The organism is Pseudomonas sp. 2725 (genome assembly GCF_050434585.1).
In the GTDB taxonomy this organism is placed as follows: Bacteria; Pseudomonadota; Gammaproteobacteria; order Pseudomonadales; family Pseudomonadaceae; genus Aquipseudomonas; species Aquipseudomonas jessenii.
The window spans coordinates 115,683-140,842 of sequence record NZ_JBNDIV010000001.1 but is presented as its reverse complement, the minus strand read 5'-3'; the positions used below and the strand labels follow the sequence as shown (position 1 = coordinate 140,842).

19 protein-coding genes are annotated in these 25,160 nt (G+C 61.5%); 7 read left to right on the top strand and 12 right to left on the bottom strand.

Going from position 1 to position 25,160, the window contains the following annotated elements:
• Positions 1-11: 11 nt before the first annotated feature.
• The 3 genes from ABIE16_RS00675 to ABIE16_RS00665 are packed head-to-tail and all read right to left on the bottom strand — an operon-like array spanning position 12 to position 3,946.
• Positions 12-212 carry a DUF1656 domain-containing protein gene (locus ABIE16_RS00675; protein WP_090457594.1) on the bottom strand — a complete coding sequence of 67 codons (201 nt, stop codon included), beginning with the start codon at positions 210-212 and terminating at the stop codon, positions 12-14.
• Positions 202-2,394 carry an FUSC family protein gene (locus ABIE16_RS00670; protein ID WP_429520390.1) on the bottom strand — a complete coding sequence of 731 codons (2,193 nt, stop codon included), beginning with the start codon at positions 2,392-2,394 and terminating at the stop codon, positions 202-204. Before ABIE16_RS00670 ends, ABIE16_RS00675 begins: the two co-directional genes overlap by 11 nt.
• Before the next feature lie 52 nt (positions 2,395-2,446).
• Positions 2,447-3,946, bottom strand: a complete 1,500-nt coding sequence (locus tag ABIE16_RS00665; protein WP_429520389.1) for an efflux transporter outer membrane subunit — start codon at positions 3,944-3,946, stop codon at positions 2,447-2,449.
• A 340-nt stretch (positions 3,947-4,286) separates the two neighbouring features.
• On the opposite strand from ABIE16_RS00665, the gene ABIE16_RS00660 reads away from it, so the two are divergent.
• The 7 genes from ABIE16_RS00660 (at position 4,287) to ABIE16_RS00630 (ending at position 14,490) form a co-directional block, all read left to right on the top strand.
• A complete protein-coding gene (locus ABIE16_RS00660) occupies positions 4,287-5,255 on the top strand; it encodes a LysR family transcriptional regulator (protein WP_150814291.1) in 969 nt (322 codons plus the stop codon).
• Between the two features lie 682 nt (positions 5,256-5,937).
• Entirely contained in the window at positions 5,938-7,098 is a 1,161-nt protein-coding gene (locus tag ABIE16_RS00655; RefSeq protein WP_057713371.1) for an efflux RND transporter periplasmic adaptor subunit, read from the top strand.
• Positions 7,095-10,196 (top strand): multidrug efflux RND transporter permease subunit, encoded by a 3,102-nt coding sequence (locus ABIE16_RS00650; protein ID WP_429520388.1) that lies wholly within the window; start codon positions 7,095-7,097, stop codon positions 10,194-10,196. Before ABIE16_RS00655 ends, ABIE16_RS00650 begins: the two co-directional genes overlap by 4 nt.
• Before the next feature lie 9 nt (positions 10,197-10,205).
• Positions 10,206-10,883: a heavy metal response regulator transcription factor gene (locus tag ABIE16_RS00645; RefSeq protein ID WP_056726212.1), complete on the top strand. Its 678-nt coding sequence runs from the start codon at positions 10,206-10,208 to the stop codon at positions 10,881-10,883.
• The gene (locus tag ABIE16_RS00640) at positions 10,873-12,237 is read left to right on the top strand and encodes a heavy metal sensor histidine kinase (protein ID WP_429520387.1); all 1,365 of its coding nucleotides are present in this window, start codon (positions 10,873-10,875) and stop codon (positions 12,235-12,237) included. Before ABIE16_RS00645 ends, ABIE16_RS00640 begins: the two co-directional genes overlap by 11 nt.
• A 283-nt stretch (positions 12,238-12,520) precedes the next feature.
• Complete coding sequence (locus ABIE16_RS00635) at positions 12,521-12,745, top strand: hypothetical protein (protein WP_057713368.1); 225 nt, start codon at positions 12,521-12,523, stop codon at positions 12,743-12,745.
• 242 nt (positions 12,746-12,987) lie between these two features.
• Positions 12,988-14,490, top strand: a complete 1,503-nt coding sequence (locus tag ABIE16_RS00630) for a sensor domain-containing diguanylate cyclase (RefSeq protein ID WP_429520386.1) — start codon at positions 12,988-12,990, stop codon at positions 14,488-14,490.
• A 173-nt stretch (positions 14,491-14,663) separates the two neighbouring features.
• On the opposite strand, the gene lpxC is transcribed toward ABIE16_RS00630, so the two are convergent.
• From lpxC to murD, 9 genes are all read right to left on the bottom strand, one after another.
• Positions 14,664-15,575 carry a UDP-3-O-acyl-N-acetylglucosamine deacetylase gene (gene lpxC / locus ABIE16_RS00625; protein WP_007916984.1) on the bottom strand — a complete coding sequence of 304 codons (912 nt, stop codon included), beginning with the start codon at positions 15,573-15,575 and terminating at the stop codon, positions 14,664-14,666.
• A gap of 112 nt (positions 15,576-15,687) precedes the next feature.
• Positions 15,688-16,881: a cell division protein FtsZ gene (gene ftsZ / locus ABIE16_RS00620; RefSeq protein ID WP_007972612.1), complete on the bottom strand. Its 1,194-nt coding sequence runs from the start codon at positions 16,879-16,881 to the stop codon at positions 15,688-15,690.
• Positions 16,882-16,954: 73 nt separating this feature from the next.
• A complete protein-coding gene (ftsA, locus tag ABIE16_RS00615; protein WP_007989901.1) occupies positions 16,955-18,214 on the bottom strand; it encodes a cell division protein FtsA in 1,260 nt (419 codons plus the stop codon).
• A 15-nt stretch (positions 18,215-18,229) separates the two neighbouring features.
• The gene (locus ABIE16_RS00610; protein WP_429520385.1) at positions 18,230-19,099 is read right to left on the bottom strand and encodes a cell division protein FtsQ/DivIB; all 870 of its coding nucleotides are present in this window, start codon (positions 19,097-19,099) and stop codon (positions 18,230-18,232) included.
• Between the two features lie 4 nt (positions 19,100-19,103).
• Positions 19,104-20,087, bottom strand: coding sequence for a D-alanine--D-alanine ligase (locus ABIE16_RS00605; protein WP_429520384.1), 984 nt, complete (start codon positions 20,085-20,087; stop codon positions 19,104-19,106).
• On the bottom strand, positions 20,084-21,544 hold the full coding sequence (gene murC, locus ABIE16_RS00600; RefSeq protein WP_349736471.1) for a UDP-N-acetylmuramate--L-alanine ligase: 1,461 nt from the start codon (positions 21,542-21,544) through the stop codon (positions 20,084-20,086). Before murC ends, ABIE16_RS00605 begins: the two co-directional genes overlap by 4 nt.
• Entirely contained in the window at positions 21,537-22,607 is a 1,071-nt protein-coding gene (murG, locus tag ABIE16_RS00595) for an undecaprenyldiphospho-muramoylpentapeptide beta-N-acetylglucosaminyltransferase (RefSeq protein WP_429520383.1), read from the bottom strand. Before murG ends, murC begins: the two co-directional genes overlap by 8 nt.
• On the bottom strand, positions 22,597-23,814 hold the full coding sequence (ftsW, locus tag ABIE16_RS00590; protein ID WP_056726220.1) for a putative lipid II flippase FtsW: 1,218 nt from the start codon (positions 23,812-23,814) through the stop codon (positions 22,597-22,599). The genes murG and ftsW overlap by 11 nt, the downstream gene beginning before the upstream one ends.
• Complete coding sequence (gene murD / locus ABIE16_RS00585) at positions 23,811-25,157, bottom strand: UDP-N-acetylmuramoyl-L-alanine--D-glutamate ligase (protein WP_429520382.1); 1,347 nt, start codon at positions 25,155-25,157, stop codon at positions 23,811-23,813. The genes ftsW and murD overlap by 4 nt, the downstream gene beginning before the upstream one ends.
• Positions 25,158-25,160 lie beyond the last annotated feature (3 nt).

Genomic DNA, 25,160 nt, shown 5'->3' with positions numbered 1-25,160 from the left:
GTGATAGAGAGTCAACGGTAGACAGTCAGCGCCAACGCGCCGAACAGACAGGTAAACAGGCTCAGGCGCAGCAACGCCGGATGCCAGAAAAAACGGTACAGATCGAACCCGGACAGGAACCGGTCCAGCGCCCAGGAAAGCGCCGCGGCGATGAAAAACATCAGGGTCATGGTCGGCATGTACACGCCGTGGAAGGCGATTTCACGAGGCATGTTCAAGTCCTTGGGGCTGGCTGTTTGCGAAGGCGGCGAGCGGTGATTGCGGATCGAGCAGAGAGGTGCGGATGAAGTGCAGGTAGCTCTTCACCCGGCGCAACGCCGAGGTATCGAAGTGCGGGGCGAAGGGTTCGTCGGTGGACTGCACACGGCTGATCGCGTGATCGACGGCAATCAGCGCGCGTTCGAGATTGCTGCTGTTCGGTTGCAGGAACAGCCGCACCAGCGCACGCCCCATCACCCGGATCGCCTGGCGCCACGGCTGGGATTCGGCATAGGCCGGATGCACCGGCAAAATCGCCTGTTCCTTGCGCAACTCGATGATCGCATGGCCGACTTCCAGCACTACGAACATCCAGCGCAGCAAGTCCCGCTGCACTTGCGGTTGGCCCGCCGCGAAGCCGTAGGCCTGATGCACCAGATCACGGGTCCGGCTTTCGAATCTCGATGCCAATCCCTTGAGCTTGCCGCTGATGGCGTACACCACCTGGCCGCGCAAATCCTGCTCCAGCCGACGCCACAGCCAGCGGCTGTTGGGCGGCAGAATGATCGCCCCGGCCGCTGCACACACCAGCATGCCCAGCACCATGGCGATGTAGTCGTTGATGAAGGTGTAGGGGTTGTAGACCGTGAGGTTGTCCGGCACCGAACCGGTGCTGAAGAAGATCAGCAAACCCAGGCCGACGCCGACGTATTGCGGCCGCGAAGTCAGGAACGAGCCCAGCACGATCACCGGCGCGAGCATCACGCACAGCAACGGAAATCCGTCGATCCACGGGAAAATGAAAAACATCTCCACGAAGCCGATCAGCGCCCCGAGCAATGTCCCGCACGCCATCTGAAAGGCCATGCGTTTCGGGTTCGGGGTGGCGGCGGACAGGCCCACCGTCGCGGCGGCAATCAGGGTCATGGTCGCCCCGCTCGGCCAGGCGGTTGCCACCCAATAGCTGCCCAATACCGCCAGAATGAACGCTGCGCGAATTCCCGATGCTGCCGCTGCCATCCAGTTGGTTTGCGGGGTGAACGGCTCGTCCCAGCGCTCCCGTTCGTGACTGTGATCGGCCAGGGAGGCGTGGGTCTGTGCATAACCGTGCAAGTCGTCGACGAAACGATAAAGCAGCTCGTACGCGGTGTGGAAATCCAGTTGCTCGGCATCGCTCGGATCGCTCTGCTGGAACGTTGCCCGCAGACAACGCACCCGCGCCGGCAAACCTTCCTTGTAGGCGCTCAGCACCATGACCAGACGCGCCGCATCGGCGCTGGTCAGGGCACGGCCGCTGAAGCCGTCGAGCAACTCGGCGAGGTCCTGCAGACCCGGCTTGATGGCCGCCACCACGGTGTCCGCCGCGCTGCTGCGCAAGCGTTCGAGCAACTGGTGCAAGGCATTGAAGCGCGTGGTGATGCCCATGAACTCACTGTTCAGGCGACTGAGCCGGCCATTGCGCCGACGCATGTGCGGGTCTTCAAAAACAGTCACGCTGCGCAAGCCTTCCAGGCCCACGGCTTCGGCGATGAAACGCACGTTGCCGGCCTCGAACGCCTCCCGCTGACTGCGTCCGCGCAAGCCATCGGTGACGAACAGGGCGAACACGCCAAAGCGCTGATACAAGGCATTGCGCATCGCCGCGCTAGCCGATTGCGGCAGGATGGCGGCACTGATCAGGGTCGAACAGAGAATGCCCAACGAGATTTCCAGCACCCGCCAGACCGCCGCCATGAACGCCCCCTCCGGATGGGCCAGCGCGGGCAAGCCGACCATCGCCGCGGTGTATCCGGCGAGGACGAAACCGTAGGCGCGGAAGTTGCGGCAGCGGGCGGCGCCGGCCGTGCAGATACCGACCCAGATCGCCAACGAACCGAGGAATAGCTCAGTGTTCTGCGCAAACAGGGCGATCAGCGCGACCATCACCGCCGAACCGGCCAGGGTGCCGAGAAAACGATAGAAACTCTTGGCGAACACCTGGCCGCTTTGCGGCTGCATGACGATGAACACGGTGATCATCGCCGTACGCGGTTGCGGCAGCTCCAGGCGCATGGCCAGCCATAACGCCAGGAATGCCGCGAACAGTACCTTGAAAATGTAGACCCAAGTCACGCCGTCGCTGCGTGCCCAGTCGAAGAAACCCCGGCGCCATTCCAGGGAGTACAGCCAGCGCAAGGGTGCGGGCAAGGGAGTCATGAAATCCTGCTCAATAAAAATAAGGTCAGACTCAGGACCTGTGGGTTCGTGTTCAACGCAGAAGGCTCGGGGTTTTCGGTGCTTGAGTCTGTTCGGCGCTCGGTACGTCATTGCCAGCACCCAAACCACCGCCCAACGCCGTCACCAGTTCGGCATGGGCACTGAGGCGCGCCGCCTGAACCTGCTGCTGCACTTGCTGCTGCTTGAACAACAAGGTCTGGGCATTGAGCACGTTGAGGTAGTCGGTCAGGCCACGCTGGTAGGCGATCATCGCGATGTCATAGGTCTTCTGCGCAGTGGCCACCGACTCGGCGGCGAAAGCCTGCTGTTTGTCCATGGACTCGCGGCGGATCAACTGGTCGGAGATGTTTTTCAGGGCGTTGACCAGGGTCTGGTTGTACTTGGCCACGGCGATGTCATACCCGGCCGAGGCTTCGCCCAACTCCGAGCGCAAGCGCCCGCCATCGAAGATCGGCAACGAAATCGCCGGTCCCACACTGTAGTTGAGTTTCTTGCCGGTCAAGAACTCCAGGGCTCCACCGCCGGTGGCCATGTAGCCAAGGCTGCCGACCAGATCGACGTTCGGGTAGAAACCGGCATGGGCGACATCGATACCCCGCGCCTGCGCCGCCACTTGCCAGCGGCTGGCGACCACGTCCGGGCGTTGACCGAGCAATTGCGCCGGCAGCGACGACGGCAGTTTCAGCGGCGCACCCAGCGACAGCGTTGGCCGCAGCAACTGCGCGCCCTCCCCCGGGCCCTTGCCGGCGAGGGCGGCGAGCTGGTTGCGGCTCAGGGCGATTTCTTCATCGAGGGCATCGATCTGGCGATGGGTTTCCGGCAACGGTGTTTCAGCTTGGCTGACTTCGAAATGGGTGCCGATGCCACCGTCCAGACGCTTTTGCGCCAGTTCGAGAATCTGCTGTTGCTGCTTCAAGGTCGCTTCAACGATGTCCCGCTGGGCGTAATGCAACGACAACTCGATGTAGACCCGTACGATGTTGTCCTGTAATTCGAGCTGGGCCTGACGCGCTTCGGCAACGCTCCTGTGCGCCATGTCCACGGCGCGCTCGGTGGCATTGCTTTCGCGGCCCCAGAGGTCGAGGGCATAGCTCAAACCCAGCGCTGCGTTATTGTCCCAGGTGGTGCTGTTAGCCAGCTCACCGGGGCCATAGAACTGGTCGGTAGGCCAGTTGTGACGCTTGAGGGTGGACTCGCCATTGATCTGCAGCGATTCGGCCGCTTCGGCCACGCCGGCCATGGACCTGGCCTGACGCACCCGGGCGGCGGCCATGGCCAAGGTCGGGCTGTCTTGCAGGGCGAGGTCGATCCAGCGATTCAGTTGCGGGTCGCCGTAGGCTTGCCACCATTGTGCAGTGGGCCAGTGGGCATCCTGCGCGGCGCTCTGGATCGCTTCGTCGGTAGCCAGTGAGTTGGCCTCCAGCGCCTTGCCCTGTGGGGCAATACCTCCGGTTCCGATGCAGCCGCTGATTGCCAGGGTTAAAGCCAAAACACTGAGCGGCTGAAGCGCTCTGCTGATGCGACGCGGCACTGCTGCGATTTCCTGAAATAGGGGGAGGTACACGTTTTTTGGAAACAGCGCCGCATTTGTGGGAGCGAGCTTGCTCGCGATAGCGGAGCCACATTCAACATCTGTGTTGGCTGAACCGCCGCCATCGCGAGCAAGCTCGCTCCCACAGGTTGTGCGGCTGGGGCCGTGCCCCCGGTTTGCCAAGTTGCGCAATTCTATGGGGCGGCCTGAAGGGCGATAAGCTGGGATTCCTGTGAATCTTTGTTACCGTTAACGAGATAATCCGTTGGTAGATCTTTAGTCGCCTGTAAATAAACAGAAACTTCGTGTCACAATTTGTCATTCGACGAGAGAGCACCCCATGGACACTTTGCAAAACATGCGCGCCTTCAGTTATGTGGCCGAAGCCGGCAGCTTCACCGCCGCCGCCGTGCAACTGGACACCACCACGGCCAACGTCTCGCGCGCGGTCTCCAACCTGGAAGCCCACCTGCAAACCCGCCTGCTCAACCGAACGACCCGCCGCATCGCCCTGACCGAAGCCGGCAAGCGCTACCTGTTGCGCTGCGAACAGATCCTGGCCTACGTCGAAGAAGCCGAAGCCGAGGCCAGCGACGCCCACGCACGCCCGGCCGGGCAACTGAAAGTGCACACCATGACCGGCATCGGCCAGCACTTCGTGATCGACGCCATCGCCCGCTACCGCAAGACCCACCCGGACGTGACCTTCGACCTGACCATGGCCAACCGCGTGCCGGACCTGCTCGACGAGGGTTATGACGTGTCCATCGTCCTCGCCAGCGAACTGCCAGACTCGGGTTTCGTCTCCCAGCGCCTGGGCATCACCTACAGCATCGTTTGCGCCTCGCCGGCCTACGTCAAAGCCAACGGCTGCGCACAAAAACCCAGCGACCTGCTCAACCACGCCTGCCTGCGCCTGGTCAGCCCGGTGATTCCGCTGGAGAAATGGGCCTTCGACGGCCCTGATGGCCAGGAAATGGTCACCATCAACAGCTCACCCTTCCTGGTGAACTCCGCCGACGCGATGAAAACCGCGATCATCAGCGGCATGGGCGTTGGGGTGCTGCCGCTGTACGCCGCGATAGAAGGCCTGCGCAACGGCACACTGGTGCGCGTGATGCCCAACTACCGCTCCCAGGAACTGAACCTGTATGCGATCTACCCGTCGCGCCAGTACCTGGATGCGAAGATCAAGACCTGGGTCGAGTATTTGCGTGGATCGTTGCCGGAATTGCTGGCGGCGCATCAGGCGGAATTGGCGGCGTATGAATTAAGCGGGAGCCTGGGTGGGGTTCGGGTGGCGAATTGATGGATGCCCAAACCCGGCTCACATCAGATTGATTCATTGTGGGAGCGAGCCTGCTCGCGATAGCGTTCTCACATTCAAATCTCTGTGAGCAGATACACCGCCATCGCGAGCAAGCTCGCTCCCACAGTTGGATTTGCATCAATCTGTCAGAAATTGGCCGGCTGTCAGACTGCCTTCGCGAGCAAGCCCGCTCCCACATTTTGAATTATGCACGGTCAGGAAAATCAGGCCGGCCGGTAGGCTGCCTCGCTTTTGCTTTTGCGGTACACGCCCCCTCGAGAGGCTGAGCGCAGGTTCTGCGGAGTGGGCAACCCGGCATGGATGCCGGGTTAGCCGCCCCCGGCCATGGATGGCCGATGGCGGCGGGCCCACGGAGCAGGACCGGAGCGAGGGCACCCTGAGCCTAAGCGAAGGGCCGAACGTCAGGGGCAAGAGCCCTTGGTTACTTGGGGCTTTTCCAAGTGACCCGCCGTAAGGGCGGAACCGATAGCCGCCGTGACCGAAGAAACGGATATGCACACGGTCACCCACAACATGGTCGGCCCAGAGGCCGCCAAGACCAAACCAAACCGCAAACTGACAGCGCCGTCAGTTAGCCGTCACCCTCCTGACCGGCAAACAGGTTTATAAAGGAAACTACCTTACCCACCTACCGACCACCCAGCCCCGGCGCCCCACTCGCATGCGAATCCAGAAAAAATCCGCCCTGCTCGTCGCCCTTCTGATCGTCCTGGCAGCGCTGGGCCTGTGGTACGCCACCAAACCGGCCAAGGCCAAACTCGCCACCCCCACCGCCATCCCGGTGCGCGTGGTCGCCGTCGCCGAAAAAGACGTACCGCGCTACGTCAGCGGCATCGGTTCGGTACTGTCCCTGCACAGCGTCGTGGTCCGCCCGCAAATCGACGGCATCCTCACCAGATTGCTGGTCAAGGAAGGCCAACTGGTGAAAAAAGGCGACCTGCTGGCCACCATCGACGACCGGTCGATCCGCGCCAGCCTCGACCAGGCCCGGGCACAACTGGGCGAAAGCCAGGCGCAACTGCAAGTGGCGCTGGTCAACCTCAAGCGCTACAAGCTGTTGAGTGTCGACGACGGCGTGTCCAAGCAGACTTACGACCAGCAACAAGCCCTGGTCAACCAGCTCAAGGCCACCGCCCAAGGTAACCAGGCCTCGATTGACTCCGCCGAGGTACAGCTTTCCTACACACAAATTCGCTCCCCGGTCAGCGGTCGTGTCGGCATTCGTACCGTCGACGAAGGCAACTTCCTGCGCATGACCGACACCCAAGGCCTGTTCACCGTGACCCAGATCGACCCGATCGCTGTGGAATTCTCCCTGCCGCAGCAAATGCTGCCTACCCTGCAAGGCCTGATCAACGACCCACAGCACGCCCGGGTCAAGGCCTACATCGGGGCCGACACCGACGGCGAAACCGGCAACCTGCTCGGCGAAGGTCACCTGACCCTGATCGACAACCAGATCAACGCCAACACCGGCACCATCCGCGCCAAAGCCGAATTCGACAACGACGCACAGAAACTCTGGCCGGGCCTGCTGGTGACGGTAAAGATTCAGACTGCCCTGGATAAAGATGCGCTGGTGGTGCCGCCGACAGTCGTACAACGCGGCCTCGACCAGCACTTCGTGTACCGGGTCAATGGGGACAAGGTCGAAGCCGTGCAGGTGCAGATGGTCTATCAAGGCAGCGGTCAGGACATCATCAAGGGTGTGAAGCCGGGTGATGTACTGGTCAGCGATGGTCAGTCGCGGCTCAAGCCCGGCGCTACTGTGCAAGTGCTGACCGAGCCACCTCAAGTGGTGCGATCGGAGGCGGCGCAATGAAGGGCCATGGTTCGATTTCAGCCTGGTGCATCGACCACCCGGTGGCCACGGTCCTGCTGACGTTCGCCCTGGTGCTGCTGGGTGTCATCGCGTTTCCGCGCCTGCCGGTAGCGCCGTTGCCGGAGGCAGAATTCCCGACCATTCAGGTCGCCGCGCAACTCCCCGGCGCCAGCCCGGAAACCATGGCTTCCTCGGTGGCCACGCCCCTTGAAGTGCAATTCAGTGCCATTCCCGGCGTAACCCAGATGACCTCGAGCAGTGCACTGGGCTCGACCAACCTGACCCTGCAATTCACCCTCGACAAGAGCATCGACACCGCCGCCCAGGAAGTGCAGGCGGCGATCAACACCGCCGCGGGCAAACTGCCCAAGGACATGCCGAACCTGCCAACCTGGCGCAAGGTCAACCCGGCCGACAGCCCGGTGCTGATCCTCAGCGTCAACTCCTCGCTGATGCCAGGTCCTGAGCTCAGCGACCTGACGGAAACCCTGTTGTCCCGTCAGCTCAGTCAGGTCGACGGTGTAGGACAGGTCGTCATCACCGGTCAGCAGCGTCCGGCGATCCGTGTCCAGGTGTCCGCCGACAAACTCGCCGCCATCGGCCTGACCCTGGCGGACATTCGCCTGGCGATCCAGCAGACCAGCCTCAACCTGGCCAAAGGGGCGCTGTACGGCGAATCGAGCATTTCAACCCTGTCGACCAACGACCAGTTGTTCCACCCCGACGAATACAGCCAGTTGATCGTTTCCTACAAGGACGGTGCACCGGTTCACCTCAAGGATGTCGCGAAAGTCGTCAACGGTTCGGAAGATGCCTACGTTCAGGCCTGGGCGGGTTCGCAACCGGGCGTGAACCTTGTGATTTTCCGCCAGCCAGGCGCCAACATCGTCGAGACCGTGGATCGCATTCAGGCCGCGCTGCCGGCGCTGCAAGCGATGTTGCCCGCCTCGGTACAGGTCAAGGTGTTGATCGACCGCACCCAGACCATCCGCGCCTCGCTGCACGAGGTGGAAATCACCTTGATGATCGCTGTGATGCTGGTGGTGGCGGTGATGGCGCTGTTCCTGCGCCAACTGTCGGCCACGCTGATCGTGTCGGCAGTGCTCGGTGTGTCGCTGATCGCCAGCTTTGCGCTGATGTACGTCATGGGCTTCAGCCTGAACAACCTCACGCTGGTGGCGATCGTGGTCGCCGTGGGCTTTGTGGTGGACGATGCGATCGTGGTGGTGGAGAACATTCACCGGCATCTGGAAGCCGGCGACGGCATGCGCGAGGCGGCGATCAAGGGCGCCGGCGAGATCGGTTTTACCGTGGTGTCGATCAGTTTCTCGCTGGTGGCGGCGTTCATTCCGCTGCTGTTCATGGGCGGTGTGGTCGGCCGGTTGTTCAAGGAGTTCGCCCTGACCGCCACCTCCACCATCATGATTTCGGTGGTGGTTTCGCTGACGTTGGCACCGACCCTCGCTGCGCTGTTCATGCGCGCGCCCGTGCATCATGCCCACGACAAACCGGGGTTCGGTGAGCGCCTGTTGGCGTGGTACGAAAAAGGCCTGCGCCGTGCCCTCGCCCACCAGAGATTGATGATCGGCGTGTTCGGTTTGTCCCTGGGCTTGGCGGTCGCCGGGTACATCTTTATCCCTAAAGGTTTCTTCCCGATTCAGGACACTGGCTTTGTTCTCGGTACCACCGAAGCAGCTGCGGATATTTCCTACGGCGACATGGTGAAAAAACACCTGGTGATGGCCGAAATCGTCGCCGCTGATCCTGCGGTTCAAGCATTTTCCCACTCGGTCGGCGTCTCGGGCAGCAACCAGACCATCGCTAACGGTCGCTTCTGGATCGCCCTTAAAAAACGCGGCGACCGTGATGTTTCGGCCAGCGAATTCATTGACCGGATTCGCCCGCAACTGATGAAAGTCCCGGGCATCGTCCTGTACCTGCGTGCAGGGCAAGACATCAACCTCAGCTCCGGCCCGAGCCGCGCCCAGTACCAATACGTGCTCAAGAGCAACGACGGTGCGACCCTCAGCACCTGGACCCAACGCTTGACGGAAAAACTGCGCAGCAACCCCGCGTTCCGCGATATTTCCAACGACCTGCAACTGGGCGGCAGCATCACCCACATCAGCATCGACCGTAGCGCCGCTGCACGTTTCGGCCTCACCGCCAGTGACGTCGACGAAGCCCTGTACGATGCTTTCGGCCAGCGTCAGGTCAATGAATTCCAAACCCAGATCAACCAGTACAACGTGATCCTGGAACTGGATACCAAGCAGCGCGGCAAGGCCGAAAGCCTCAACTACTTCTACCTGCGCTCGCCCCTGAGTGGGGAAATGGTGCCGCTGTCGGCCCTGGCCAGGTTCGATGCGCCGACTGTCGGCCCGCTGTCCATCGCCCATGACGGGATGTTCCCCGCCGCCAACCTGTCGTTCAACCTGGCCCCCGGCGTGGCACTGGGCGATGCGGTGATCATGCTCAACCAGGCCAAGGCCGACATTGGCATGCCGACCGCCATCAGCGGTAATTTCCAGGGCGCGGCCCAGGCGTTCCAGAGTTCGCTGGCCAGCCAGCCGTGGCTGATCCTGGCGGCGCTGTTGGCGGTGTACATCATTCTCGGCGTGCTCTACGAGAGCTTCGTGCACCCGCTGACGATCATTTCGACCTTGCCTTCGGCAGGCCTCGGCGCGGTGATCATGCTGTGGATCTGCGGCCAGGACTTTTCGATCATGGCGCTGATCGGGCTGGTGTTGCTGATCGGTATCGTCAAGAAGAACGGCATCCTGATGATCGACTTCGCCCTCGAAGCGCAGCGCAATGGCGGAATGTCGCCTGAGGAAGCGATTTTCAAGGCCTGCATCACACGGTTCCGTCCCATCATCATGACTACCCTCGCCGCCCTGCTCGGCGCTCTGCCGTTGATGCTCGGCTATGGCAACGGCGCCGAATTGCGCCAGCCCCTGGGGATCGCGGTGGTCGGCGGTTTGCTGGTGAGCCAGGCGCTGACGCTGTTCACCACACCGGTCATATACTTGTGGCTTGAGCGGCTATTCCATCGACCTAAACCTGCGCCAGAACCGGTGCTGGCGACCACAGACTGAGGCGGGGTCATGCGCGTTCTGATTATCGAAGACGAAGAAAAAACCGCGGACTATCTACATCGCGGCCTGACGGAACAGGGTTTCACCGTGGATCTGGCCCGCGATGGTGTGGAAGGTCTGCACCTGGCGCTGGAGAGCGACTACGCGGTGATCGTCCTCGACGTCATGCTACCGGGCCTCGACGGCTTCGGTGTGTTGCGCGCCCTGCGTGCGCGCAAGCAAACCCCGGTAATCATGCTCACCGCCCGCGAGCGTGTGGAAGACCGCATCAAGGGCTTGCGTGAAGGCGCCGATGACTATCTGGGCAAACCGTTTTCCTTCCTTGAACTGGTGGCACGCCTGCAAGCGCTGACCCGGCGCAGCGGCGGTCATGAACCGGTGCAAGTGAGCATCGCCGACCTGTGGATAGATTTGATCAGCCGCAAGGCCACCCGCGCCGGTACACGCCTGGACCTGACCGCCAAGGAGTTCTCGCTGCTCAGCGTACTGGCCCGGCGCCAGGGTGAAATCCTCTCGAAAACCGCCATTGCCGAGATGGTCTGGGACATCAATTTCGACAGCGACGCCAACGTCGTCGAAGTCGCGATCAAACGCCTGCGGGCCAAGCTCGACGGGCCGTTCGAAGAGAAACTGCTGCACACCATTCGTGGCATGGGTTATGTGCTGGAGAGCCGTGGTGTCCAGTAATTCCATCGCCCTGCGTCTGAGCGCAATGTTCACGCTGGTGGCGCTGCTGGTGTTCCTGCTGATCGGCTGGGCGCTGTACCAGCAGGTCGACAAAGGCCTGGGCCTGCTACCAGAAGCCGAACTCGATGCGCGCTACAGCGTGCTCGAATCCACGGTCGGCCGTTACGGCACGCCAGAGCACTGGGTGAAGATCAACAACAAGCTCAACCTGCTGAGCGAAGAAGACAAGCGCATCAGTTTCTGGATCATCAGCGGCGATCCACAGTACGAATACGGCAACCTGACCTCGCAGATCCGTGCCTTTGCCCAAGGCCCGCTGGGCACGCGCGACATGCATCTGCCGGAGCACCCGTATCCGCTGAAAGTGCTGGTCAGCGAGTTCCCGGCCAAGGACCAGCGCCCAGCGTTGCGCTTCATGATCGCCATCGACACCGAAACGTTTTTCCATACCCAGCATCACCTGCTGGTCGCGCTGATCAGCCTGGCGATTGCCGGTGTGCTGCTGGCCTCGGCACTGGGTTATTGGGTGGCGCGGATCGGGCTCAAGCCGCTGATCAAACTGTCCCAGGAAGCCCAGCGCCTGGCCCCGCCGTTGCGCTCGGGGCGCTTGCGATTGTCACCGTTGCCGCCGGAACTCGATCAATTCGTCAGCTCGTTCAACTCGACCCTGGAACGGGTCGAGCAAGCCTACTCGCGCCTTGAGTCATTCAACGCCGATGTCGCCCATGAACTGCGCTCGCCACTGACCAACCTGATCGGCCAGACCCAGGTCGCATTGACCCGCGGACGCTCCGCCGAGCATTACTTCGAAGTGCTGCAATCGAACCTCGAAGAGCTTGAGCGACTGCGTTCGATCATCAACGACATGCTGTTTCTCGCCAGCGCCGACCAGGGCAGCAAGGCGACCAAGCTCACCTCAACCTCGCTGGCCGATGAGGTGGCCACGACCCTGGAATATCTGGATTTCATTCTCGAAGACGCTCAGGTCCAGGTTGAGGTCAGTGGTGATGCGCAGGTGTGCATCGAGATCGCTCATCTGCGCCGGGCGTTGATCAACTTGCTGAGTAATGCGGTGCAGCACACCGCGCCCGGGCAGGTGATTCAAGTGCGGATCGAAGCCCAGGAGCATCAAGTCAGCATCGGCGTCGCCAACCCGGGTTCGCCGATTGCCAACGAACATCTGCCGCGCCTGTTCGAACGCTTCTACCGGGTCGATGCGTCGCGCAGCAACAGCGGCCACAATCACGGTCTGGGGCTGGCCATCGTCAAGGCAATTGCGCTGATGCATGGCGGCGATGTGTTCGTGCGCAGTGATCATGGGATGAATACGTTCGGCATACACCTTCCCGTCTGACGGGCACAACCCCTGTGGCGAGGGGGCTTGCCCCCGTTGGGCTGCGCAGCGGCCCCAAAATCTGCAACCACGATTTATCTGATACACCTTGCATACCGGATTTACGACGGCTTCGCCGCCGAACGGGGGCAAGCCCCCTCGCCACAGTGAATGTGTGCTCCCTCCTATCGATCTTTGCTTTTGCTGTAACAGTCCTTTCATGAATCCGCTCTTTTTCCCCTCGCCTCATATCCTTATCTTTGCCCGCACCAAACAGCACTTGCCAAGCAAGAAGGTTTTAAAAATGTCCAACAGTATGGGTATTGCCAGCGCTTTCGTTTTGTCCTCTTTGTTCCTGTCGCCATTGGCGATGGCGGAAGAATCGCAGACTTTCGTCGCGCATAACGCCGCACGCGCTGCAACGTTCGAAGAGCATCAGATCGAGATGACGGCCAAGGCTGCTCAAGACTCCCAAGCCCCGCAGGCATCCAGCATCCAGGCCCAGCCACTGGCCGAGAAAGACAGCTGACCCGCACCGATCACACCCGTTTCCCTCGACACTTTTCATCGGCTCTTCCCTTTGAGAAGTTGTCTTCAAAGCCGCTGCTGTCAGCGGCTTTTTTTATAGTGGCGACTCGGCCTTCATTGCAATTTGCGCAACGAAAGTCACTGACGCCCACACCCAGGATCAATCGTTCGAGGGAACGATTCACTCGGCTGCTACGTTTATGCAACTACGCTTAGAGCGTCCCTTTAGCGAACGTCAGCCCTATGACCGCAAGCCGCACCGCACATTTTCAAGGCCCGACCGGGCGACCCGAGATCATGGTGATCTTCGGCAGTACCCTGACCGTCATCTCGATCCTGTGCATCGTCACTTTCCTGCTGATCCGCGAACACGCCTACGCCCAGCAGACCGCCACACGCAGCGCGACCACCATCGCGCAACTGATCGATGCCGATGTCCTGCGTACGGTCGAGCTCTATGACTTGACCTTGCAGGGCCTGATCGCCGCCGCCCAACGGGACGACCTTAAACAGGTTGCACCGCAGATCCGTCATCTGGTGCTGTTCGACCGCTCCACCACTGCGCGCTACAAGGGCGACATCCTGCTGCTGGACAAGCACGGCGACGTGCTGGCCGACTCATCATTGATCGAGCCGAAACCGGGCAACTTCGCTGACCGCGATTACTTCCTGGCCCATGCCTTCAATCGCGACACCGGCATGTTTATCAGCCGACCGTTCAAGCCACGCTGCGACTGCGATGACAGCGACGAATGGCGCATCAGTTTCAGCCGGCGCATTTCTTCGCCCACGGGTGAGTTTCTGGGGGTCGCGGTGGCGTCGATGCGCATGAGCTACTTCGACCAACTGTTCAACAGCCTCGACATCGGCAACGGCAGTACGCTGGGCATCATCAACGATGACGGGATCCTCCTGGCGCAGAAACCGTACCGGGAGCAAAACGCCATCGGCAAAAGCCTCTCCAGCCGTCCCAACGTCGTACGCATGCTGCGCGAGCGCAGTGGTACCTTTGAAAGCGTATCGAGTGTCGATCATCAACGGCGCCTGTACACCTTTACCCGGGTCGGCAATCTTCCGCTGACCGTCATCGTGGCCCTTTCCATCGACGAAGTGTTCGCCACCTGGAACCGCACGGCCTATGTGATCAGCGGTGCAACAGGGGTCTTGTGCATCGGCCTGTTGTGGCTGACCTGGCTGCTCTGCCGCGAGCTGCGACGGCGCCAAAGTGCCGAGCAGGAATTGGCGCAACTGGCGGCCACCGATGCCTTGACCGGCGTGGCCAACCGTCGATCCCTTGATCAGACCCTGCGCCATGAATGGTTTCGTGCGCAGCGCAGTGGCAGGCCGTTGTCGTTGCTGATGATCGATGCCGATCACTTCAAGGCCTTCAATGACCGGCACGGACATCAGGCCGGCGACGAAGCCTTGCGGGCGTTGGCCGAGGTCCTGCGCGCCAATGTCCATCGCCCGACGGATCTGGTGGCGCGCTATGGCGGCGAGGAGTTTTCGGTGGTCCTGGCCGAAACTGACAGTGAAGGCGCGAAGCAGATCGCCGAGCACATCCGCGAGGCGGTGCAAAAACTGCCACTGGTGGACGCCGGTGAGCCACCGATGAGTGTGAGTATCGGTATTGCCACCTGGACAGCGGCCAGCGATATCAACCTGGAGCAATTGCTGTTCAGTGCCGACAAGGCGCTGTATCAGGCCAAGGAAGGGGGGCGTAACCGGGTGGTGTGTGCCGAATAGGATTTTCATTGGATGGGCGGACGCCATCGCGAGCAAGCTCGCTCCCACAGGGGAATGCAATCCACTGTGGGAGCGAGCTTGCTCGCGATGAGGCCAGCCCAGGCACTACAAACTTCGGACATAAAAAAAGGCCACCCGAAGGCAGCCTTTAAAAAACTAGAGAGGTTTTTTGCTTACACGGCCGCAACCGGGCGCATGTAAGAGATCGGTGCAGTACTGGCGTCTTCGAACGTCACGACTTCCCAGGCATCTGTCTGCTCAATCAACTTGCGCAGCAGCTGGTTGTTCAGTGCGTGGCCGGACTTGAAGCCCTTGAACTCACCAATCAGGCTATTGCCCAGCAGGTAGAGGTCACCAATTGCATCGAGAATCTTGTGCTTCACGAATTCGTCTTCATAGCGAAGGCCGTCTTCGTTCAGTACGCCATCGGCGTCGACCACAATAGCGTTTTCAACGCTGCCGCCGAGTGCGAGGTTGTGCTTGCGCAGGTACTCGATGTCACTCATGAAACCGAAAGTACGGGCGCGGCTGACTTCTTTTACGAACGAAGTGCTGGAAAAATCCACGCTTGCACTTTGGGTGCGGTCCCGGAAAACCGGGTGATCGAAATCGATCTCGAAGCTCACCTTGAACCCTTCGAAAGGGACGAAAGTGGCGCGCTTGTCGCCGTCTTCCACTGTCACTTCACGCAGGATGCGGATGAATTTCTTGGCGGCGTCCTGTTCTTCCAGGCCTGCCGATTGAATCAGGAATACGAAGGGTCCAGCGCTGCCATCCATGATCGGGACTTCGGACGCGGAGAGCTCGACGTAGGCGTTATCGATGCCCAGGCCAGCCATGGCCGAGAGCAAGTGCTCTACCGTGTCCACTTTGACGTCGCCATTGATCAGCGTGGTCGACATAGTGGTTTCACCGACGTTTTCCGCGCGGGCAGGAATTTGCACCACAGGGTCGAGGTCAGCGCGACAAAACACAATGCCAGTGTCGACAGGCGCAGGCTTGAGGGTCAGGTAGACCTTCTCCCCGGAGTGCAGGCCTACACCTGTGGCACGGATAATATTTTTCAGTGTGCGTTGTTTAATCATGGCTTGGGCCGCTTCAGCGCAAATTGCGAACTGGTATCAACAAAGGCTGGCGATGATAGCAGACCACGCCTTTGCTGAACACCAATCACCTTCATAGCCCTGATACATTCCATCAATCGGCCTGACGACGCAGGAAAGCCGGGATGTCCAGGTAGTCCAGATCATCTTGCGGATTCATCTTCGCGGCAGTCGCAGCACCGGCCTGAGCCTGGTTGCGCATGACGGTCGGACGGTCCAGGTCACGGTAGTTCACCGCTGGAGCTTCCTGACGAACAGGGGCCTGTTGTTGTGGCTGTGCAGCCATCGAGGTGTGGACGGTGTTGTCGATGACCTTCACAGGCTTCTCGATTTTAGCGCCCAGACCTGTGGCAACGACAGTCACGTGCAGCTCGTCGCGCATGTCCGGATCGATAACGGTACCGACCTTGACCATCGCGTGCTCGGAGGCGAATGCCTCGATGATGCTACCCACGTCGGAGTATTCACCCAGGGACAGATCCGGACCGGCGGTAATGTTCACCAGGATGCCGCGAGCGCCTTGCAGGTTCACGTCTTCCAGCAGCGGGTTGCGAATGGCCGCTTCGGTGGCTTCGCGTGCACGGTTCGGACCGCTGGCGCAGCCAGTGCCCATCATCGCCATGCCCATTTCGCTCATCACGGTACGCACGTCGGCGAAGTCGACGTTGATCATGCCCGGACGCTTGATGATGTCGGAGATACCGCGGACGGCACCGGCCAGTACATCGTCTGCCTTGGCGAAAGCCGACAGCAGGCTGGCGTCTTTACCGAGGATGGTCAGCAGCTTCTCGTTGGGAATGGTGATCAACGAGTCGACGCTTTCGGAGAGCATACGGATGCCTTCGTCGGCGATCTGCATACGCTTGCGGCCTTCGAACGGGAACGGACGGGTCACGACCGCAACGGTCAGGATGCCCATTTCCTTGGCCACTTCGGCGATGATCGGCGCAGCACCGGTACCGGTACCGCCGCCCATGCCAGTGGTGATGAACACCATGTTGGTGCCCTGCAGCACTTCGGCAATGCGCTCACGGTCTTCCAGAGCGGCTTGACGGCCGACTTCAGGGTTGGCGCCAGCGCCCAGACCCTTGGTCACACCGGTGCCCAGTTGCAGGATGGTCCGCGCGCCGATGTTTTTCAGCGCTTGAGCATCGGTGTTGGCGCAGATGAACTCGACGCCTTCGATGTTGCTCTTGACCATATGGTTGACAGCGTTGCCGCCGCCACCGCCGACACCGATAACTTTGATTACCGGGCTTGCGGGGATGTTGTCTACGAGTTCGAACATTTTCCCTCTCCTTTACATTCTCTAGTTTTTTCGCCTACTGCGTGCTTCGGTGTAACGGTATTGCGGTAAATCTTCAGAAATTGCCCTGGACCCACTTCTTCAGGCGGTCCAGCAGCGGAGCCTGTGGCTCTTCGTTGCTGTAGCTGTCGCGACTGCCGATGCCCGAGAACGAGATGCCGTCGGACTGCTTCTGCAGGCCGTACATCAACAGGCCGACGCCGGTGGAATAGATCGGGTTGCGTACCACGTCATCCAGACCTTTCACGCCGTGAGGCACGCCCAGGCGCACCGGCATGTGGAAGATTTCCTCGGCCAGTTCGGTAGCGCCTTCCATCTTCGACGTACCGCCGGTCAGCACGATGCCGGCCGGGATCAGGTCTTCGTAGCCGCTGCGGCGCAGTTCGGCCTGGATCAGCGTGAACAGCTCGTCGTAGCGCGGCTCGACTACTTCGGCCAAGGCCTGGCGGGACAGCTCACGCGGTGGACGGTCGCCAACGCTTGGTACCTTGATGGTTTCACCGGCACCGGCCAGTTTGGCCAGGGCACAGGCGTAGCGGATCTTGATTTCTTCGGCGTACTGGGTCGGAGTGCGCAACGCCATGGCGATGTCGTTGGTCACCTGGTCACCGGCAATCGGGATCACCGCGGTGTGACGGATCGCGCCTTCGGTGAAGATCGCGATGTCGGTAGTACCGCCACCGATGTCCACCAGGCACACGCCCAGCTCTTTCTCGTCATCGGTCAGTACCGAGTACGCGGAAGCCAGTTGCTCGAGAATGATGTCGTCGATTTCCAGACCGCAGCGGCGCACGCATTTTTCAATGTTCTGTGCGGCGTTGACGGCGCAGGTGACCACGTGGACCTTGGCTTCCAGACGTACGCCGGACATGCCCAGCGGTTCGCGGACGCCTTCCTGGTTATCGATTACGTAATCCTGCGGCAGGGTGTGCAGCACGCGCTGGTCAGCCGGGATCGCCACGGCCTGGGCCGCGTCGAGCACACGCTCAAGGTCCGCCGAGCTGACTTCGCGATCACGAATCGCCACGATGCCGTGGGAGTTCAGGCTGCGGATGTGATTACCGGCCACGCCGACGAACGCCGAGTGAATGCGGCAACCAGCCATCAGCTGCGCTTCTTCGATGGCGCGCTGGATCGATTGCACGGTGGACTCGATGTTCACCACCACGCCTTTTTTCAGGCCACGGGACGGATGGGTGCCGATCCCGACGATTTCCAGCGTGCCGTCGTCCGCGACCTCGCCCACCAGCGCCACCACCTTGGAGGTGCCGATATCGAGACCGACGATCATTTTGCCGCTTTGCACGTTTGCCATGGGTCCTGCCTCTTCTTAATTCTTCGCGACAGCGGGTTGGGCTGCCGTGGGCGCTACAGGTTCCCGCCAGCCAACAGCGAGGCCGTTGGCGTAGCGCAGATCGATGCGCGCAATGTTCGTAATCTGTTCTTTGAGCGTCTTGTCATAGATGGCGATGAAACGGCGCATCTTTTCCACCTGGTTGCCGCGTCCCAGCAGCAGTTCTATCCCGGGACCCGCACTGCCGGGGCCGGTGGTCAGGAACCAGCTGCCGCGATCACGCAGTTCGAGGCGTGCAATCGAGAAGCCCAGCGGCCTGAGCATCTGGCTCAGTACCTGGTATTGCTGCATCACTTGCTGCTGAGCCCGCTGTGGGCCGAACAGCTGTGGCAGATGTTCATAGTTCGCCAGCTCGCGCGGGGTGAAGGCCTGGCCCTGGTTGTTCAACAGCGACTCGTCGCCCCAACGGGCCACCGGCAGTTGTTCTTCCAGGCGGATCACCACTTGATCCGGCCACACCCTGCGCACTTCGGCGTGGGCAATCCATGGCATCTGTTCCAGCTCGGTGCGCATGCTCGCCAGGTCGATGGTGAAGAAGCTCGACGCCACGTAAGGGGCGATCCGCTGCTGCACCGCTTGCTGGCTGATGTAACTCAGGTCGCCCTGCACGTTGATCCTGGTGATCGGCCTGTCGGCATACGGCAACAACCGTGTCGCGCCTTCGTAAGTACCGAACCCCAAAGCCACCAGCAGTACCGGCCAGAACAACGCTTTGAGAAAACCGAAGTTGGCTTTCGGCAGGCGCGCGGACATCGGCTCTTTGGCCACCATTCGGCTGGCACCCCGCGGTACCGGCTTGCGGCCGGTCGGTGCGGTGGGCTGATGTCTGAGCTGAGCGCCTTGCATGGCCTTAACCTCTCGTCGACTCTTGGTTACCGGCAGTCTTGCCGACAACGCTCTCGGCCAGAATGGCCAGAACCAGTTGCTGGAAATCCAGACCGGCGGCACGGGCCGCCATCGGCACCAGGCTGTGATCGGTCATGCCCGGTGCGGTGTTGACCTCCAGGAACCAGAACTGCCCTTCGGCGTCCTGCATCACGTCTGCCCTGCCCCAACCGGCGATACCCAGCGCTTCACAGGCTTTCGCCGTGAGGCCCATGAGTTCCTTTTCCTTGGCGCTGTCCAGACCGCACGGAATGCGGTACTGGGTATCGTTGGCGATGTACTTGGCGTCGTAGTCGTAGAAGCTGTGCGTGGTGCCCAGGGCAATCGGCGGCAACACCTGGTCACGCAGGGTGGCGATGGTGAACTCCGGACCGTGAATCCATTGCTCGACCAACACTTGCGAATCGTAGGTACTGGCCGCTTTCCATGCGTCGATCAATTCGGACGCGGAACTCACTTTGGCCATACCGATACTTGAACCTTCATGGGCCGGTTTGACGATCAAAGGGAAGCCCAGTTCCGTCGCCGCCGAAATACAATCGGCCTCGCTGCTCAGTACCGCGTGACGTGGGGTTGGAATGCCCAGGCTGTGCCAGACCTGCTTGGTGCGCAGTTTGTCCATGGCCAGGGCCGAAGCCAGGATGCCGCTGCCGGTGTACGGAATGCCCAGGCATTCGAGCAGGCCCTGCATGCTGCCGTCTTCACCGCCACGGCCGTGGAGGATGATGAAGGCGCGGTCGATTTTTTCGTTGAGCAGACGCTGCAGCAGGTCATCGCCCACGTCGAGGCCGAACGCGTCCACACCGGCGCTTTGCAGCGCGTCCAGAACAGCGTTACCCGACTTCAGGGAGACCTCACGCTCGGCGCTCTTGCCGCCGAACAGCACGGCGACGCGGCCGAAGTCTTTCGGCGCGATCGTGGAGACCAGGTTGGCGTAGGCAACAGTCATTTCAACTTCCCCTTCTCCGGCGCGGCAACGGCACCGGCGAACAACTCACTTTTCAACAGTTTTGGTGCGAGACCGCCGATATCGCCGGCGCCCTGGCACAGCAGGATGTCGCCGGCGCGCAGCAGCGGCTTGACCACTGGCGCGAGGTCGACGCCACGCTCGATGTAGATCGGGTCAAGCTGGCCCCGCTGACGGATGCTGTTGCACAGCTTGCGGCTGTCGGCGCCCGGAATCGGCTCTTCGCCGGCCGGATAGACTTCCATCAGCAGCAGTACGTTGGCGTCGGCCAGCACATTGACGAAATCGTCGTACAGGTCACGGGTGCGGCTGTAACGGTGCGGCTGGTAGACCATCACCAGGCGGCGCTCCGGCCAGCCACCGCGTACGGCCTTGATCACGGCCGCGACTTCCGTCGGGTGGTGACCGTAGTCATCGACCAGCATCACATTGCCGCCGTCCACCGGCAGTTCGCCGTAGACCTGGAAGCGTCGGCCGACCCCCTGGAACCCGGACAGGCCCTGGACGATGGCTTCATCGCTGACGCCTTCGTCGGTGGCGATGCAGATGGTCGCAAGGGCATTCAATACGTTGTGGTTGCCCGGCATGTTCACCGAAACATCCAGTGGCTCGCGGTCGGGACGCAGTACGGTGAAGAAGGTCTGCATGCCTTGCTGGCGCACGTTGATGGCGCGCACGTCGCAGGCTTCGCCGAAGCCGTAAGTAACGGTCGGACGCTTGACCTGCGGGAGGATTTCACGCACCACCGGATCGTCCAGGCACACCACGGCCAGACCATAGAACGGCAGGTTGTGGAGGAACTCGACGAAGGTTTTCTTCAGTTTGTTGAAGTCACCGTCGTAGGTCGCCATATGATCGGCGTCGATGTTGGTGACCACAGCCACCAGCGGCTGCAAGTGCAGGAAGCTGGCGTCGCTTTCGTCGGCTTCGGCGATCAGGTAGCGGCTGGTGCCAAGCTGGGCATTGGTGCCCGCGGCATTCAGGCGGCCACCGATCACGAATGTCGGGTCCAGGCCACCGGCGGCGAACACCGAAGCGATCAGGCTGGTGGTCGTGGTTTTGCCGTGGGTACCGGCAACGGCGATACCGTGGCGATAACGCATCAGCTCAGCCAGCATCTCTGCACGTGGCACCACCGGGATACGGCGTTCCAGCGCGGTAGCGACTTCCGGGTTGGACGTGTTCACGGCGCTCGACACCACCAGCACGTCGGCGGCCGCGGCGTTCTCGGCGCGATGGCCGATGAAGATCTGCGCGCCGAAGGACTCCAGGCGTTCAGTCACCGGCGAAGCCTTCAGGTCAGAGCCGGACACGGCATAACCCAGGTTCAGCAGCACTTCGGCAATCCCGCACATGCCCACACCGCCGATACCGACGAAGTGGATGCGACGGATGCGGCGCATTTCCGGTTGCGGCATGGCTTTCTGACTCTCAACCATGGGCCACCTCCAGGCAGCTATCGACCACGTTACGGGTGGCATCGGGTTTGGCGAGGCGGCGTGCCGCGGTAGCCATTTCGTTGAGTCGTTGTGGTTGCATCAGGACCTCTGTCAGGCGAGCGGCAAGATCCGCTGCGCCAGTCGTTCTTTGTGGCATCAGGAAGGCTGCACCTTCACGGGCCAAATATTCGGCGTTGCGGGTCTGGTGATCGTCGATTGCATGAGGCAAAGGCACCAGCATCGAGGGCAGACCGGCGGCGGCCAGTTCACTGATGGTCAGCGCGCCTGCGCGACATACCACCAGGTCGGCCCAGCTGTAGGCTTGGGCCATGTCTTTGATGAAGGGCTGCACCTGCGCCTCGACGCCAGCCGCGCGATAACGCTCTGCAGTCACTTCATCGTGTTTTTTGCCGGCCTGATGGAACACTTCCGGACGCAAATCGGCAGCGACTTGCGACAGGGCTTCAGGCAGCAACTTGTTCAACGGTTCTGCGCCCAGACTTCCGCCCAGGATCAGCAAACGCGCCTTGCGACCGGCCAGGGCAGGTCGCGATGTCTCGAGGAACAGCTCGGTGCGCACCGGATTACCGGTGGTCCGGCGGCTGTCCGACAGGGTAAAGGTGTCGGGGAACGCTTCACAGACTCGGGCGGCCAACGGCACCAGCAACCGATTGGCGGTACCGGCCACGGCGTTCTGTTCGTGAACGATCACCGGCACACCGGCCAGTTTGGCCGCGACGCCGCCAGGACCGGTCACAAACCCACCAAAGCCAACGACGCAGACCGGCTGCAGACGGCGAATGATCGCCCGCGCCTGCCAGACCGACTTGAACAACATGAACGGTGCCTTTAGCAGGGACAATTTGCCCTTGCCGCGCAGACCGCTGGCATTGATCCGATGCAGTTCGATACCGGCCGCCGGCACCAGATCGTTCTCGATCCCACGCGGGGTGCCGAGCCAGTGCACGGTGTAGCCGCGCGCCTGGAATTCGCGGGCACAGGCCAACGCCGGGAACACGTGGCCACCGGTACCGCCAGCCATGATCATGACGTTAGCGCCCATGGTTCGGCTCCTCGGCAAAGTCGCTCTCATGGAACTCCATCTCTTCGCTGCCCAAGTGGGTTCGACTTTCCCACTCGATGCGCAGCAACAAGCCGAGACAGGCGCAGCAAATCACCAACGAACTACCGCCATAACTGAGGAACGGCAGGGTCAGCCCCTTGGTCGGCAGCAGGCCGACATTCACCCCGATGTTGATCAGGAACTGGCCGATCCACAGGAACGACAGACCGTATGCCACATAAGCTGCGAAAAACTGCTTGGCCTTTTCAGCCCACAAACCGATGTACATGCCACGAATACACACGAAGACAAACAGTGCCACGGTGCACAACGAACCCACCGCACCCAGCTCTTCGGCCAGGACCGAGAACACGAAGTCAGTGTGGGCCTCCGGCAGGTAGAACTGTTTCTGCACGCTGTTGCCCAGGCCCACGCCCAGCCATTCGCCGCGACCGAAGGCGATCAATGCCTGGGACAACTGATAGCCGGCGCCGAACTGGTCGGCCCATGGGTCGGCAAAGTTGGTCAGACGCGCCATTCGATACGGCTGCATTTGAATCAACAGCACCACTGCGCCGACCGCCAGGACCACCATCAGGGAAAAGCGGAACAACCCGACGCCGCCAAGGAACAGCATCGCCGCCGCGGCCCCCATCATCACGACGGTGGCACCGAAGTCCGGCTCCATCAGCAGCAGGCCCGCCATCGGCAGCAGCACGATGAACGGCTTGAAGAAGCCCATCCAGCTTTCACGCACTTCTTTCTGGCGACGCACCAGATAACCGGCGAGGTAGATCACCACGAACACCTTGGCGATCTCGGATGGCTGGACGTTGAAGAAACTGAATCCGATCCAGCGCATCGAACCGTTCACTTCACGGCCGATCCCCGGAATGATCACCATCACCAGCAGGCCGAACGCCCCCAGCAGCATCAGCCAGCCCAGGCGTTGCCAGGTGGCAATCGGGATCATCATGGTGACGATGCAGGCACCCAGGCCCAGCACCACGTAAATAAGGTGGCGAATCATGTAATACAGGGCGCTGCCCGACTGCACGGCCGCCACTTCGGTCGATGCCGAGGCGATCATGATCAGCCCCAGGCCGAGCAGCGTCAGGCAGCCGGCGAGCATCGGGAAGTCGAGGTCGATACCGCGCCCGGTGATGAGCGGCGATGGATACGGCTTGATGATGCCTTTGAGGCTCATGCCAGATCCTCCACGGCTTGGACGAACTGGTGACCACGGTCTTCGTAGTTCTTGAACATGTCGAAACTGGCGCAGGCAGGCGACAGCAGCACCACGTCGCCCGGCTGGGCTGCAGCGCGGCATTGCTCGACGGCTTCGACCAGGGAACCGGCGCGGATCAGCGGTACGGCATCGCCGATGGCTTCACCGATCTTGTCGGAGTCACGCCCCATCAGGACCACGGCGCGGCAGTTGGCCGCCACCGGATCGCGCAGGTCCTTGAACTCGGCCCCCTTGCCGTCGCCACCGGCGATCAGCACGATCTTGCCGTCGATGTCCGCGCCGAGGCCTTCGATGGCCGCCAGTGCGGCACCGACGTTGGTGGCCTTGGAATCGTTGTAGTAACCCACACCGTCGAGGTCACGGACCCATTGGCAGCGATGCTCGAGACCGGCGAAGGTGCGCAGGCTCGACAGCATGGCATCGAACGGCAGGCCGACCGCATGGCCCAGGGCCAGGGCTGCCAGGGCGTTGGACTGGTTGTGGGCGCCGCGAATCTTCAATTCGCGCACTGGCATCAGGTTCTGGAATTCGAAGCCCAGGTATTTCTCGCCGTCTTCTTCACGAATACCGAAAGCCTTGAAATCGGGTTTGCTCAGGCCGAAGGTCCAGCATGGCTGCCCTTCGCCTATCAGAGGACGACTCAAAGCGTCCTGACGATTGACCACAAACTGCCTGGCGCCACGGAAGATCCGGTGCTTGGCCAGGTGGTAGGCCGGCAGACCGCTGTAACGGTCCATGTGGTCTTCGCTGATGTTGAGCACGGTCGCGACTTCGGCGTTGAGTTGATCGGTGGTTTCCAACTGGAAACTCGACAACTCCATCACGTACAGCTCGACGTCGTCTCGCAGCAGATCCAGCGCCGGCGTGCCAAGGTTGCCACCGACGGCAACACGCTTGCCCGCCGCCGCCGCCATTTCGCCGACCAGCGTGGTCACGGTGCTTTTCGCGTTGGAGCCGCTGATGGCCACGATCGGCGCCTTCGCGTTACGCGCGAACAGCTCGATGTCACCGGACAATTTCACGCCACGGGCGGCGGCGGCCTGCAGGGCCGGGGTCGCCAGCGCCAGGCCGGGGCTGACGTAGAGCTCGTCGGCACGGCACAGGAACTCGACATCCAACTCGCCACAACGCACTTCCACGTGCGGATAGTCACGCTTGAGCGCGGCCAGTTCCGGTGGATTTTCCCGCGTATCGGCCACGGCAAACGCCACGCCCCGGTTCGCCAGGAAGCGAACCAGGGACATGCCGCTCTTGCCGAGGCCGACAACGATGCGGAAGTGGTCAGAAGCGATCAGAGACACTTG